We start from the raw sequence: 12,511 nt of genomic DNA on the forward strand, positions 1-12,511 counted from the left end.
CCCGAACCAGTCGGGGATTCTTCATGTTCGATCAATCAGCCCGAGAGCCGATCAATCTTCGCGGTAGCGACGCAGCTTGAGCTGCTTGCCAGCCACGCGGGTGTCTTTCAACTTGGTCAGCAACTTCTCCAGACCATCTTCCGGCAGCTCTACCAGGCTGAAGCTGTCACGCACCTGGATGCGACCGATCGCTTCGCGGGCCAGGCCACCTTCGTTGAGGATGGCACCCAGCAGGTTCTTGGCGGCGATGCCGTCACGGGCACCCAGCGCAGTACGGCAGCGCGCACGACCTTCGGCCAGCGGGATCGGTGCACGACGCTCGCGATCACCACGGTCCGGACGATCACCGGTGCGCTCAGGACGATCGCCACGCGGTGCGTTGTTCGGCACCAGGGGACGTTCCTTCTCGATTGCAGCCAGGTTCAGCGCTTGGCCATTGGTGGCCTTGCGCAGCAGTGCTGCGGCCAGGGCGCGTGGGGTGCAACCGATGTCGGCGGTCAGGCGATCAAGCAGATCACCGTGGGTCGATTCGGCGTCAGCCACCAGTGGCGACAGGCTGTTGGTCAGTTTCTTGATGCGGGCATCGAGAACGGCCTGGGCGTCCGGCAGGCGAACTTCAGCCACCTTCTGGCCAGTCACACGCTCGATCACTTGCAGCATGCGGCGCTCACGCGGGGTGACCAGCAGCAGCGCACGGCCTTCGCGACCGGCACGGCCGGTACGGCCGATACGGTGAACGTAGGACTCAGGATCGTACGGCATGTCCACGTTGAATACGTGGGTGATGCGCGGAACGTCCAGGCCACGGGCCGCGACGTCGGTCGCCACAACGATGTCCAGGCGGCCATCCTTGAGGGAGTCGATCACGCGCTCACGCTGGTTCTGGGCAATATCACCGTTCAGCGCGGCGGCTTTGTAGCCTTTGGCTTCCAGGGCGCTGGCCAGGTCCAGGGTCGCTTGCTTGGTGCGTACGAACATGATCAGGGCGTCGAAGTCTTCCACTTCCAGCAAGCTGAGGACGGCGGACGTCTTCTGGTCAGCGTGAACCAGCAGGTGAGCCTGTTCGATCGCGGTGACGGTCTGGGTCTTGGTCTGGATCTTCACGTGTTGCGGATCGCGCAGGTGGCGCTCGGCAATGGCACGGATCGATTGCGGCAGGGTGGCCGAGAACAATACGGTCTGGCGAGTCGCTGGCAGGGCCTTGAAGATGACTTCCAGGTCATCCATGAAGCCCAGCTTGAGCATTTCGTCGGCTTCGTCGAGAACCAGGTGGTTCACGGTAGCCAGGACTTTTTCGTCACGACGCAGGTGGTCGCACAGACGACCCGGGGTGGCGACAACGATTTGCGCGCCGTTACGGATGGCTTTCAGTTGTGGGCCCATCGGGGCGCCGCCGTAAACGGCCACAACGGTAACGCCAGGCATTTGCTTGGAGTAGGTTTCGAAAGCGGTTGCTACTTGCAGCGCCAACTCACGGGTTGGCGCCAGGATCAGGGCTTGCGGTTCGCGCTTGGCAGGATCGATGCGATGCAGGATCGGCAGGGCGAACGCAGCGGTTTTACCCGTACCGGTTTGCGCCTGGCCAATCATGTCGTGGCCGGCCATGATGATCGGGATCGATTGCTGCTGAATCGCCGAAGGTTCTTCGTAGCCGGTCGCAGTGACGGCAGCAAGAATGTTCGGATTGAGATTAAAAGCGGCGAAGCCGCCGGTTTCCTGGGTCATGGGTCTGCCTCTAAGTGCATCCGCAAAGACCCATGCTCCAAAGCTGCGCATGCCGTGTTGAGACTCAAGAGTCGCCCTGGCTGCTTTGTCGGCGGGGATTTGCGAAAACGAATGAATGGAAAAAGAACGTCGTGGAAGCATCCGTTGTGCGGACATGCAACCGAAGCTGACTTCGGAGAATTGCGCTACCTTGACGCGGCCCGGCTAAAGGCCGGCGCGCACTATACCGGAATTCGCCCAAAAAGGGAGCTTTTTTTATTGCCAAACCCCGCTATGGGGCTTGCTGTCCCAGGCCCGGGGACAGCCGGCTAAAACGGTTCACCTCCAGACGCCTCCGCCCTTGTGGCGAGGGAGCTTGCTCCCGCTGGGTCGCGAAGCGGCCCCCTTCAATTTCAGAGATCAACCCAGGCGTCTGCTTGGCAGCCGAGCGGGAGCAAGTTCCCTGGCCACAGGGGAACTCACCGGCCATAGGATTCCTGGCTTTGATCAGGTCGCCGGGCGAATGGCCTTGATCAACGACTGCAACGAATAGCCCAATCGCGGCGCCAACCCTTCGGCCCTGGCCACCAGCCCTTGCATATCCAGTTCCTGATCCAGGTCCGCCGGCACGATCAGGATCACGTTGCCCTCTTTCACCGGCAGCTCCCAATAATGCCGGTGGTACAAACCACGCAACAGCGCCGCGCCCAACGGCTTGCCGTCGTCGGTAGCCCATTGGTTGATCACCAGCCAGCCGCCGGGGTTGAGGCGTTTCTGGCAGTTTTCCAGGAACCGCCAGGCCAAGTGCCCGACGCCTGGGCCGACATCGGTGTAGAGGTCGACGAAGATCAGGTCCGCCGGCTCCGCCGTTTCAAGCAATTCCAAGGCATCGCCAACGCGGATATACAGTCGCGGATCGTCGTCCAGCCCCAGGTATTCGATGGCCAGGCGCGGCACATCGGGGCGCAGCTCAATGGCTTCGACATCTTCCAGCGGCAGGAACTTGAGGCAGGCCTGGGTCAGCGTACCGGCGCCGAGCCCCAGGAACAGCGCACTTTCCGGCTGCTCGTGACACAACGCACCGATGAGCATGGCGCGGGTGTAGTCGTATTCAAGCCAGCTGGGATCGGCCGTGAACACGCAGCTCTGCTCGATGGCATCGCCAAACTCGAGAAACCGGTAATCGGCCACTTCGAATACGCGGATCATGCCGAACTCGTCGTGCACCTCGGCGAGCAAATGCTCGACGCGCTCCTCAGTCATGTCATCTCCTGATGTTGCCGGCGGGTAGGGGCCTGCGCATTCGGGGCAAAGGCGCGATTGTCCGCGAAGCAAGCGGAACAGGTCACGCACTAATTTGCTGATAACATGAGCGCCCGAGCGTAAACCACCTAGAGATCATGATGAGCCACCCCTGGAGCCCTGACAGCTGGCGCGCCCTGCCGATCCAGCAGCAACCCCGCTACCCCGACGCCGCACACCTGTTGCAGGTGGAGCAGACCCTGGCCAGTTATCCGCCACTGGTGTTTGCCGGTGAAGCCCGGGAGTTGCGCCGTCAGTTCGCCGAGGTGACCCAGGGCCGGGCGTTCCTGCTGCAAGGCGGCGACTGCGCCGAAAGCTTCGCCGAATTCTCGGCGGCCAAGATCCGCGACACCTTCAAGGTGCTGCTGCAGATGGCGATCGTCATGACGTTTGCCGCCGGTTGCCCGGTGGTCAAGGTCGGGCGGATGGCCGGGCAGTTCGCCAAGCCGCGCTCGGCCAACGACGAAACCATCGACGGCGTGACCCTGCCGGCCTATCGCGGCGACATCGTCAACGGCATCGGGTTCGACGAAAAAAGCCGCGTCCCGGACCCGGAGCGGTTGTTGCAGTCCTATCCCCAGTCCACCGCCACCTTGACCCTGCTGCGGCCGTTCGCCCAGGGCGGTTTTGCCGATTTGCACCAAGTACACAAGTGGAACCTGGATTTCATCGCCAATTCAGCCCTGGCGGAAAAATACAGCCACTTGGCCGACCGCATCGACGAAACCCTGGCATTCATGCGTGCCTGCGGCATGGACAGCTCGCCGCAACTGCGCGAAACCAGTTTCTTCACCGCCCACGAAGCACTGCTGCTCAACTACGAAGAAGCCTTCGTGCGCCGTGACAGCCTGACCAACGATTATTACGACTGCTCCGCCCACATGCTGTGGATCGGCGACCGTACCCGTCAGTTGGACGGCGCCCATGTCGAATTCCTGCGCGGGGTGAACAATCCGATCGGGGTCAAGGTCGGCCCGAGCATGGACCCGGACGACCTGATCCGCCTGATTGACGTGCTCAATCCAGACAACGACCCCGGCCGGCTGAACCTGATCGCCCGGATGGGCGCCAACAAGGTCGGCGAACACTTGCCGCCACTGTTGCGCGCCGTGCAGCGTGAAGGCAAGCAGGTGCTGTGGAGCTCCGACCCGATGCACGGCAATACCATCAAGGCCAGCAGTGGCTACAAGACCCGGGACTTCGCGCAGATCCTCGGTGAAGTGAAGCAGTTCTTCCAGGTCCACGAAGCCGAAGGCACCTACGCCGGCGGGATTCACATCGAAATGACCGGGCAAAACGTCACCGAATGCATCGGCGGCGCGCGGCCGATTACCGAAGACGGGCTGTCAGACCGCTACCACACCCACTGCGACCCGCGGATGAATGCCGATCAGTCGCTGGAACTGGCGTTTTTGATTGCCGAGCCGTTGAAACAGGTTCGGCGCTAGGTTCTTCTTCGGCGGTTAGACTGCTATCGCGAGCAAGCTCGCTCCCACATGGGATCGGCGGTGAACACAAGACTTGTGGTCACCCGAGATCCCTTGTGGGAGCGAGCTGGCTCGCGATGACGCCCGCTCAGTCACCATCAATCTGTGCCAATGCCACCGCCAACCGCACCCCACCCTCTCGCCGGCAATTGAGCTGAACCCGCTCCAGCCCCAACCACCGGGCCATGCGCCACAGGCTCAGTGCAAGAGCCTGCATCCCCTCCTCGTCCAGCCCCGGCGCCTCCTCGTGCACGGCCTGCACCGCCAACTGTCCCAAGGCCCGCTCCGCCCGCAGATCGACCCGGGCGGCAATTCGTTCGTTGTGCAGAAATGGCAGGACGTAATAGCCATACACCCGCTTTTGCACCGGTGTGTAGATCTCCAACCGATAGCGAAAGTCGAACAACCGCTCGGTACGACCGCGCTCCCAGACCAGCGAATCGAACGGCGACAGCAAGGCACTGGCGGCAACTTTGCGAGGGATTTTCACCGCGGGTCGGCACCAGGCCGGTTGCTTCCAGCCTTGCACCTGGCAGCGCAGCAGTTCCCCAGCCTCCTCCAACTCGGCCAGGCGCCCGCGACTGTCGGCCGGGTCGAGGCGAAAGTAGTCGCGCAAGTCTTTCTCGGTCGCGATGCCCAGGGCTTCGGCGGCATGTACCAGCAAGGCGCGCTGGGCCTGGGCTTCGTCCGGCAGCGGTTGCTGCAGGATCGAAGCCGGCAATACCCGTTCGGGTAAGTCATAGAGCCGCTCGAACCCACGCCGCCCGGCTACCGTGACTTCGCCTGCCGCGAACAACCATTCCAACGCATGCTTCTCAGCGCTCCAGTCCCACCACGGCCCGGCCTTTTCCTGGCGTGTGGACAGACTGCCTGCGCCAAGAGCGCCCTGCTCCTGGACCGCCGCCAGGACGCGGCGGATGACATCCTGGCGTTCCTGGCCGAAACGCGCCAATTGCTGGTAGATCCCTTCGCCACCCGACGCCCGATTCATGCGCCAGCGCATCAGCGGATACATCGACATCGGCAATAGCGAGGCCTCATGGCCCCAGTATTCGAACAGCGTGCGACGTCGGCCCTGGCTCCAGGCAGCTTGATCGAGCAAATCGCGATTGTAATGACCGAGGCGAGAGAACAGCGGGAGGTAATGCGAGCGCACCAACGCATTGACGGAGTCGATCTGCAGGACGCCGAGGCGTTCGATCAGGCGGTTGAGGCGCGAGGGTTGCACCGAAGCTGGCGACGACCGCCCATCGAATCCTTGGGCGGCCAACGCCAGACGCCGGGCCTGTTTGAGGGTAAAGGATACAGTCGCGGGCATGTAGATCTCCTTGTCTGCTCGCAACCTACCTCACCAATAAGGGGTTTGTGTAGGAAAGGATGGCTCATTTGTGCATTGGGTCATCCCAGAATGGCCGAACCACTTCCTGCTCTACATCGGCACGACTCACGCCAATGTCCTTGAGCGCCTCGTCGCTCATGCCGGCCAGCAACTCACGTTCGTGGTGCAATTCGTACCAGCGACTAACCTTATGCAGCAGAGCACTGACCGAGAAGCCGTGGGAGAGTTTGGCTATCAGTAGATAACCTTTTTGACCTTTCATCGTGATGTCCTCCGTTGGGGATGGCTCAAGTCTCGCGCTAACGCTAAGATCAATCCAACGAATGTTTCTTATGCAATACATCTCGGAGATTGATCAATTGTCGAGTTACCCGAGCATCGATACGGAAGTGCTGCGCACCTTTGTCGCCATCGCCGACCAGGGCGGTTTCACCCGGGCCGGGGAATTGGTCAATCGCACTCAGTCTGCCGTGAGCATGCAGATGAAGCGGCTGGAAGAAGACGTGTTGCAGCGACGACTGTTCGAGCGTGACGGGCGCCAGGTCAAGCTCACCGCCGAAGGCCAGGTGCTGCTGGGTTATGCCCGGCGGATCCTCAAGCTGCACAGCGAGGTGTTCAATACCCTGCGCGAACCGCACATGGTCGGTACGGTGCGCATCGGCACGCCGGACGATTACGTGATGCGCTTCCTGCCAGGCATCCTGCAACGCTTCGCCCAGTTCTACCCTTTGATCGAAATCGAAGTGCACTGCGAATCGTCCAAGCAGTTACTGCTGCGCCAGGACCTGGACCTGTCCATCGTCACCCGTAAACCGGGGGACGAGATCGGCCAGTTGCTACGCAAGGAGCGCTTTGTCTGGGCCGAAGCCGCCTGTTTCAACGTCCACGAACAAACACCGCTGCCGCTGGCGATGTTCAACAGCGATTGTTTCTGCCGGCAATGGGCGTGCAACGCATTGGATGCCATGGGCCGCGATTATCGCGTGGCGTACAACAGCTCGAGCCTGTCGGCGCTCATGGCGGTGGTGGGGGCCGGCCTGGCAATCACGGCGCAGCTGGAAAGCCTGCTGACCCCGGACATGCGCGTACTCGGCGAGGCCGAAGACCTGCCGGAACTGCCCGAGGCCAGCATCATGTTGATCCGCAACCTGCACAACCCGTCGCCGATCACCGAGTGCCTGGCCGAACACATCGTCGAAGGTTTCAAACTTTAAAGGCGAGCAGCACCGCGCACAGCACCAGGAAACCGCAGAACAGCCCGCGCAACAGCCGCTCCGGCAGCGCGTGGGCGACTTTCACTCCCCAACTGATGCTCAGCAGGCCACCGATGGCCAGCGGCAGGCCGATGCTCCAGTCCACTTCGTGGTGAAACGCATACGTGGCGAGGGTCACGCCAGTACTGGGCAAGGCCAGCGCCAGGGACAAGCCTTGGGCAACCACCTGGGTGGTGCCAAAAATGCTGGTCAGGATCGGCGTGGCGACCACGGCCCCACCGACACCGAACAAACCGCCCATGGTGCCGGATGCGGCCCCCAGCACGGCGAGCCATGGCCAGCCATGACGCATCTGCGCCGATGCCGGTGCAGTGGCGGCGAACATGCGGACCAGGTTGTAGAGTGTCAGCGCGATCAGGAACGCTACGAAGCCGATCCGCATGCTGTCCGCGTCGATCCCCACGGCCCAGATCGAGCCGAGCCAGGCAAAGCAGAAACCCATGGAAGCCAACGGCAGGACATGGCGCAACTCGATGCGATTGCGCTGGTGGTAGCGCCATAATGCGAGCATGACATTGGGCACCACCATGACCAGCGCCGTACCTTGGGCCAGTTGCTGGTCGAGGCCGAACCAGACGCCCAGTACCGGAATGGCAATCAGGCCGCCACCGATCCCGAACAATCCTCCCAAGGTGCCCAAAACGGCACCAAACAGCAAAAACTGCACAAATTCGAACAAGACGATTCCCCTTTCCTCAGGGCGCATATCCTACGCAGTCGGCGGCAGCGGGGAAACGGGACATCTGATCAGGTCGTCAGAATTATCTGGCGCATTAAAGATTTGCCCGCTAGATTCATAACGATCACTGATTTGAAGGTTTGGCCATGAACACCCTGCGCGACACCCCCGAAGCCTGCGAAGCCCTGCTGCTCGACAATCAGGTCTGCTTCGCCCTGCACTCCACGTCACTGCTGATGACCAAAGTCTATAAACCGCTGCTACAGGCCTTGGGCCTGACCTACCCGCAATACTTGGCGATGATGGTGCTGTGGGAAAAGGACGGATTGACCGTCGGTGAAATCAGCACACGCTTGCTGACCGACCCCGGCTCGTTGACGCCATTGCTCAAGCGCCTGGAGGCCGAAGGCCTGTTGAGCCGCACCCGCAGCCGTGAGGACGAACGCGTGGTGATTGTAGAACTCACCGAACAGGGCCGTGCCCTGCGGGAAAAAGCCCTCGACATCCCCCAATGCATACTCGCCGCCAGCGGCCAGACCCTGGAGCAGCTGAAGAAGCTACAGCTTGACCTGCAGGCGCTGCGCGGGCATTTGCAAGACAGCCTCTAAAAACACCGCTAACCCCTGTGGGAGCGAGCTTGCTCGCGAAAGCGGCGGCACATTCAACATCCTCTGTGCAGATCCACCGCTATCGCGAGCAAGCTCGCACAGGGGTTTTGTGTCGGACATGAATTTTGTGTTCAACGCAGATCCAATGTGGGAGCGAGCTTGCTCGCGAAAGCGGCGGCACATTCAACATCCGCTGTTCAGATCCACCGCTATCGCGAGCAAGCTCGCTCCCACAGGGGTTTTGTGTCGGACATGAATTTTGTGTTCAACGCAGATCCAGTGTGGGAGCGAGCCTGCTCGCGAAAGCGGCGGCATATCCAACATCCTCTGTGCGGATCCACCGCTATCGCGAGCAAGCTCCCACAGGGGATTTGTGTCGGACATGAATTTTGTGTTCACCGCAGATCCAGTGTGGGAGCAAGCTTGCTCGCGATAGCGGCAGCCCTTTCTACCCTGCCCTCCTCAAAAAATTTTTACGCTCAATAATCGCTCTAGCTAAAGGCTTTCAGACTTTTTCAGATCGCCAATTCCATCTCGCCTCGAAAATTTATCTTGCGCACAAAATATTAGCGTTATACATTCTCTCCACACCTACTTAGCGCGCAAACATTTAGCGCAAATACCTACCCAGAAACGAGGCGATCATCATGCAAACTCTCTACACCGCAATCGCAACTTCCACTGGCGGCCGTGACGGTCGTGCGATCTCCAGCGACAACATCCTCGACGTCAAACTCGCCACACCCAAGGAACTCGGCGGTGCAGGCGGTGCGGCTACCAACCCTGAGCAGCTGTTCGCCGCCGGCTATTCGGCCTGCTTCATCGGCGCCTTGAAATTCGTGGCTGGCCAAAGCAAACGCAAGATCCCGGACGACGCCTCGATCACCGCCCATGTCGGTATTGGCCAGATCCCCGGCGGTTTCGGCCTCGACATCGACCTGCACATCAGCCTGCCGGGCCTGGACCAAGCCGACGCACAAAGCCTGGTGGACGCGGCTCACCAAGTCTGCCCGTACTCCAACGCCACCCGCGGCAACGTCGATGTGCGCCTGCATGTCGCCGTCTGACCATAGCCCCCTGGACCCGAACTTAAGGAGATACACATGAACACGCTCAGCAAAGTTTTGACCGGTACTCTTCTCGCCCTCAGCGTCAGCAGCGCCTTCGCCGACGGCATCGTCGAACACAACACCCAGGCGTTTCTCGACGCTCTGAATGCCGGCACCGGCAAGCCCTTGGAACAGCTGTCGCCCAAGGACGCCCGCGCCGTATTGGTGGGTGCCCAGGCGGGAGTCAAACTGACCTTGCCCAAGGCCGATGTCAGCGAGAAGACCATCCAGGTCGATGGCCAGCCGATCAGCCTGACCATCGTTCGCCCAGCCGGGGTCAAGGGTGAGTTGCCCGTGTTCATGTTCTTCCACGGTGGTGGCTGGGTATTGGGCGACTTCCCGACCCATGAACGACTGGTTCGGGATCTGGTGGCGGGTTCGGGTGCTGTCGCGGTATTCGTCAACTACACGCCCTCACCCGAGGCGCATTATCCAGTGGCGATCAACCAGGCCTATGCGGCGACGAAGTGGGTCGCCGAGCATGGCAAGCAAATCAATGTCGATGGCAAGCGCCTGGCCGTGGTGGGCAACAGCGTCGGCGGCAACATGGCGGCGGTCGTAGCCTTGATGGCGAAGGACAAAGGCACACCGGCGATCCGCTTCCAGGCATTGCTGTGGCCGGTGACCGACGCCAGCTTCGAGACGGCGTCCTACAACCAATTCGCCGAAGGACACTTCCTCAGCAAAAACATGATGAAGTGGTTCTGGGACAACTACACCACCGATGCCGGGCAACGCGGCGAGATCTATGCCTCGCCATTGCGGGCAACCACCGCGCAACTCAAGGGCCTGCCGCCCGCGCTGGTACAGACCGCCGAGGCTGACGTGTTGCGCGACGAAGGTGAAGCGTACGCTCGCAAGCTGGACGCGGCCGGTGTCCCGGTCACAGCTGTACGGTACAACGGCATGATCCACGACTATGGCTTGCTCAACGTGGTCAGCCAGGTGCCGGCGGTGCGTTCGGCGATGTTGCAGGTGTCCGAAGAGCTCAAGCAGCACTTGAAGTAATTGCACGCCGAAGCTGAAGTGACTGCACGCCGAAGCTTTTGTGGCGAGGGAGCTTGCTCCCGCTCGGCTGCGCAGCAGTCGTCATCGGGTCAATGCGGTATGACTGAATGACCGAGTTGCCTGGGTTGGGGCTGCTACGCAGCCCAGCGGGAGCAAGCTCCCTCGCCACAGGGGCCGGGTCGAAATAAAGATATAAAAAAGCCCGACTCAATGGTCGGGCTTTTTTATACAGAAGGCTTCGCTTATTTAGCGCGGCCTTTGTAGGAACCGCCTTCGCGGGTATCGATCTCGATCATGTCGCCGATTTCGATGAAGTCAGCAACCGACAGCTCGGTGCCGTTCTTCAGTTTGGCAGGCTTCATCACCTTGCCGGACGTGTCACCGCGAGCGGAGCCTTCGGTGTAGTCAACCTGACGCACGATGGTGGTCGGCAGCTCTACGGAAACCAGGCGCTCTTCGAAGAACACGGCTTCGCAGACGTCGGTCATGCCTTCTTCGATGAACGGCAGAACGCTTTCGATGTCTTCGGCGTTCAGCTCGTACATGGTGTAGTCAGTGGTATCCATGAACGTGTAGGTGTCGCCGCTGATGAAGGACAGGGTCGCTTCCTTGCGGTCGAGGATCACGTCGTCCAGTTTGTCGTCGGCGCTGTAGACGATCTCGGTCTTGTAACCGGTCAGCAGGTTCTTCAGCTTGGTCTTCATGATCGCGCTGTTACGACCCGACTTGGTGAACTCAGCTTTCTGAACCAGCCAAGGATCGTTTTCGAGACGGATCACGGTCCCGGGTTTCAGTTCTTTACCAGTTTTCATTGCGAATATCCGAATTTGGATGGGATTTACAAAAATCTAGGCCGCGTATCATATCCAATTTACATAAAACTTCACCAGCGCTGCGGCAAGATCGGGTCGCGAGGCCTGTTCCAGACACCACGCCTGGGCGTGTTCGAGCAGTTCCGGCTGCTGTTCACGGCTGGCTTTCCAATGTTCGGCCATGTCCTGGCCGGCATTCCAGGCCCGCCACAGACCACTGGTCGCTTTTTGCGCGGCTGGCGAAAGCCCCTGATTGTAGAGGGTGAGAAACGCCTCGAGCTTTTCCAGGTGGACGTCCTCTTCCTGCTGGTAGATATGCCACAGCAGCGGCCGGCCGGCCCATTGGGCGCGCACGAAGGAGTCTTCGCCGCGCACGGCATTGAAATCACAGCACCACAACAAATGGTCGTACTGATCCTGGCGGACGAACGGCAGCACCTGCACCGTCAGCGCGCCGCGTCGATGCAGCGCACCGGCCTTCAGGCCTTGGACACCGAGCCAACGCTCGACATCGCCCAACACCCGCCCTTCGGGAACCAGCACATGGAACGCCTGGGCATCGGTTGCCATTGCGTCAAACCAGCTCGCCAAACCTGCGTTTTCATAGGCAAACAGCGAGATCAGGCAAGTCTCCGGCGCCCGCTCGACGCCCAATCCCTGGAGGAAAATACGTTGAGCCTCGGCATCCTGCTGGAATTGCCGACGACGCTCCAGCAAACCGGCCTCACGCAGCAAGCCACCGGTTCCCTCCCGAAAGCCTGGAAAAAAGAAGTATTTCTGCACGTGCTTGTATTTGACTGACGGCAAGCCGTGGCAACCGATCACCCAGTCCTCGGCGCTCAGATAATCGAGGTTCATCCACAAGGGCGCGGTCGGGCGCTCGGCCATCGCCTCCATGTAGGCACTCGGCAACTGGCAGGCAAAAGCGGCGATCACCACCTCGGCGGCCTCGGTAGCCGGCCAGTCCGCAGGCCAGTGGCGCACCTGTACGCCCTGCTGCCATTGCTCGGACAGGGTGATATCGATTTCCGGACACAGCCGTTCGAAGGCGCGTAGATCGTCAACCCAGAGCCGCACCGCACATTGGTGCTCGGCCACCAATTGCCGAGCCAGGCGCCAAGTGACACCGATGTCGCCATAGTTATCGACGACGGTGCAAAAAATATCCCAGCGCACAGCCATTCTCGAC

The 12,511-nt window shown here is 60.8% G+C and carries 12 protein-coding genes; 5 read left to right on the forward strand and 7 right to left on the reverse strand.

The window, feature by feature from the left end; all coding sequences use genetic code 11:
- Positions 1-51: 51 nt before the first annotated feature.
- Positions 52-1,725 carry a DEAD/DEAH box helicase gene (locus HGO40_RS06485; protein WP_014337279.1) on the reverse strand — a complete coding sequence of 558 codons (1,674 nt, stop codon included), beginning with the start codon at positions 1,723-1,725 and terminating at the stop codon, positions 52-54.
- A gap of 486 nt (positions 1,726-2,211) precedes the next feature.
- Positions 2,212-2,967, reverse strand: coding sequence for a spermidine synthase (locus HGO40_RS06490; RefSeq protein WP_186705349.1), 756 nt, complete (start codon positions 2,965-2,967; stop codon positions 2,212-2,214).
- A gap of 140 nt (positions 2,968-3,107) precedes the next feature.
- Here HGO40_RS06490 and HGO40_RS06495 point away from each other — a divergent pair, with 140 nt between their 5' ends.
- Complete coding sequence (locus HGO40_RS06495; protein WP_250962360.1) at positions 3,108-4,454, forward strand: class II 3-deoxy-7-phosphoheptulonate synthase; 1,347 nt, start codon at positions 3,108-3,110, stop codon at positions 4,452-4,454.
- Between the two features lie 127 nt (positions 4,455-4,581).
- Here the strand turns inward: HGO40_RS06495 and HGO40_RS06500 are convergent, their stop codons facing one another.
- Positions 4,582-5,811: a winged helix-turn-helix domain-containing protein gene (locus tag HGO40_RS06500; protein WP_250962361.1), complete on the reverse strand. Its 1,230-nt coding sequence runs from the start codon at positions 5,809-5,811 to the stop codon at positions 4,582-4,584.
- A gap of 64 nt (positions 5,812-5,875) precedes the next feature.
- A complete protein-coding gene (locus tag HGO40_RS06505; RefSeq protein ID WP_250962362.1) occupies positions 5,876-6,094 on the reverse strand; it encodes a DUF1127 domain-containing protein in 219 nt (72 codons plus the stop codon).
- Between the two features lie 97 nt (positions 6,095-6,191).
- On the opposite strand from HGO40_RS06505, the gene HGO40_RS06510 reads away from it, so the two are divergent.
- Positions 6,192-7,046, forward strand: a complete 855-nt coding sequence (locus tag HGO40_RS06510) for a LysR substrate-binding domain-containing protein (RefSeq protein WP_027912697.1) — start codon at positions 6,192-6,194, stop codon at positions 7,044-7,046.
- Here HGO40_RS06510 and HGO40_RS06515 read toward each other — a convergent pair.
- Positions 7,036-7,785 (reverse strand): sulfite exporter TauE/SafE family protein, encoded by a 750-nt coding sequence (locus HGO40_RS06515; protein WP_250962363.1) that lies wholly within the window; start codon positions 7,783-7,785, stop codon positions 7,036-7,038. The two genes, HGO40_RS06510 and HGO40_RS06515, sit on opposite strands and share 11 nt — an antisense overlap.
- Positions 7,786-7,931: 146 nt before the next feature.
- On the opposite strand from HGO40_RS06515, the gene HGO40_RS06520 reads away from it, so the two are divergent.
- The 3 genes from HGO40_RS06520 (at position 7,932) to HGO40_RS06530 (ending at position 10,510) form a co-directional block, all read left to right on the forward strand.
- Positions 7,932-8,393, forward strand: coding sequence for a MarR family winged helix-turn-helix transcriptional regulator (locus HGO40_RS06520; protein WP_053120491.1), 462 nt, complete (start codon positions 7,932-7,934; stop codon positions 8,391-8,393).
- A 647-nt stretch (positions 8,394-9,040) separates the two neighbouring features.
- Positions 9,041-9,460, forward strand: coding sequence for an organic hydroperoxide resistance protein (locus HGO40_RS06525; RefSeq protein ID WP_186728124.1), 420 nt, complete (start codon positions 9,041-9,043; stop codon positions 9,458-9,460).
- Between the two features lie 36 nt (positions 9,461-9,496).
- Complete coding sequence (locus tag HGO40_RS06530) at positions 9,497-10,510, forward strand: alpha/beta hydrolase (RefSeq protein WP_250962364.1); 1,014 nt, start codon at positions 9,497-9,499, stop codon at positions 10,508-10,510.
- A 242-nt stretch (positions 10,511-10,752) separates the two neighbouring features.
- Here HGO40_RS06530 and HGO40_RS06535 read toward each other — a convergent pair whose 3' ends face one another.
- Together HGO40_RS06535 and earP are read right to left on the reverse strand one after the other, a co-directional pair.
- Entirely contained in the window at positions 10,753-11,322 is a 570-nt protein-coding gene (locus HGO40_RS06535; RefSeq protein WP_003199385.1) for an elongation factor P, read from the reverse strand.
- A 48-nt stretch (positions 11,323-11,370) separates the two neighbouring features.
- On the reverse strand, positions 11,371-12,504 hold the full coding sequence (earP, locus tag HGO40_RS06540; protein ID WP_250962365.1) for an elongation factor P maturation arginine rhamnosyltransferase EarP: 1,134 nt from the start codon (positions 12,502-12,504) through the stop codon (positions 11,371-11,373).
- Positions 12,505-12,511 lie beyond the last annotated feature (7 nt).

The sequence above is a fragment of the Pseudomonas sp. CG7 genome, from assembly GCF_023701885.1.
GTDB classification, from domain to species: domain Bacteria; phylum Pseudomonadota; class Gammaproteobacteria; order Pseudomonadales; family Pseudomonadaceae; genus Aquipseudomonas; species Aquipseudomonas zanjanensis.

Bases quoted from the DNA above. Each gene is read 5' to 3' on its own strand.
- earP (WP_250962365.1), bottom strand. From the start codon at position 12,504: ATGGCTGTGCGCTGGGATATTTTTTGCACCGTCGTCGATAACTATGGC.
- HGO40_RS06485 (WP_014337279.1), bottom strand. From the start codon at position 1,725: ATGACCCAGGAAACCGGCGGCTTCGCCGCTTTTAATCTCAATCCGAAC.
- HGO40_RS06505 (WP_250962362.1), bottom strand. From the start codon at position 6,094: ATGAAAGGTCAAAAAGGTTATCTACTGATAGCCAAACTCTCCCACGGC.
- HGO40_RS06490 (WP_186705349.1), bottom strand. From the start codon at position 2,967: ATGACTGAGGAGCGCGTCGAGCATTTGCTCGCCGAGGTGCACGACGAG.
- HGO40_RS06525 (WP_186728124.1), top strand. From the start codon at position 9,041: ATGCAAACTCTCTACACCGCAATCGCAACTTCCACTGGCGGCCGTGAC.
- HGO40_RS06520 (WP_053120491.1), top strand. From the start codon at position 7,932: ATGAACACCCTGCGCGACACCCCCGAAGCCTGCGAAGCCCTGCTGCTC.
- HGO40_RS06535 (WP_003199385.1), bottom strand. From the start codon at position 11,322: ATGAAAACTGGTAAAGAACTGAAACCCGGGACCGTGATCCGTCTCGAA.
- HGO40_RS06530 (WP_250962364.1), top strand. From the start codon at position 9,497: ATGAACACGCTCAGCAAAGTTTTGACCGGTACTCTTCTCGCCCTCAGC.
- HGO40_RS06500 (WP_250962361.1), bottom strand. From the start codon at position 5,811: ATGCCCGCGACTGTATCCTTTACCCTCAAACAGGCCCGGCGTCTGGCG.
- HGO40_RS06495 (WP_250962360.1), top strand. From the start codon at position 3,108: ATGAGCCACCCCTGGAGCCCTGACAGCTGGCGCGCCCTGCCGATCCAG.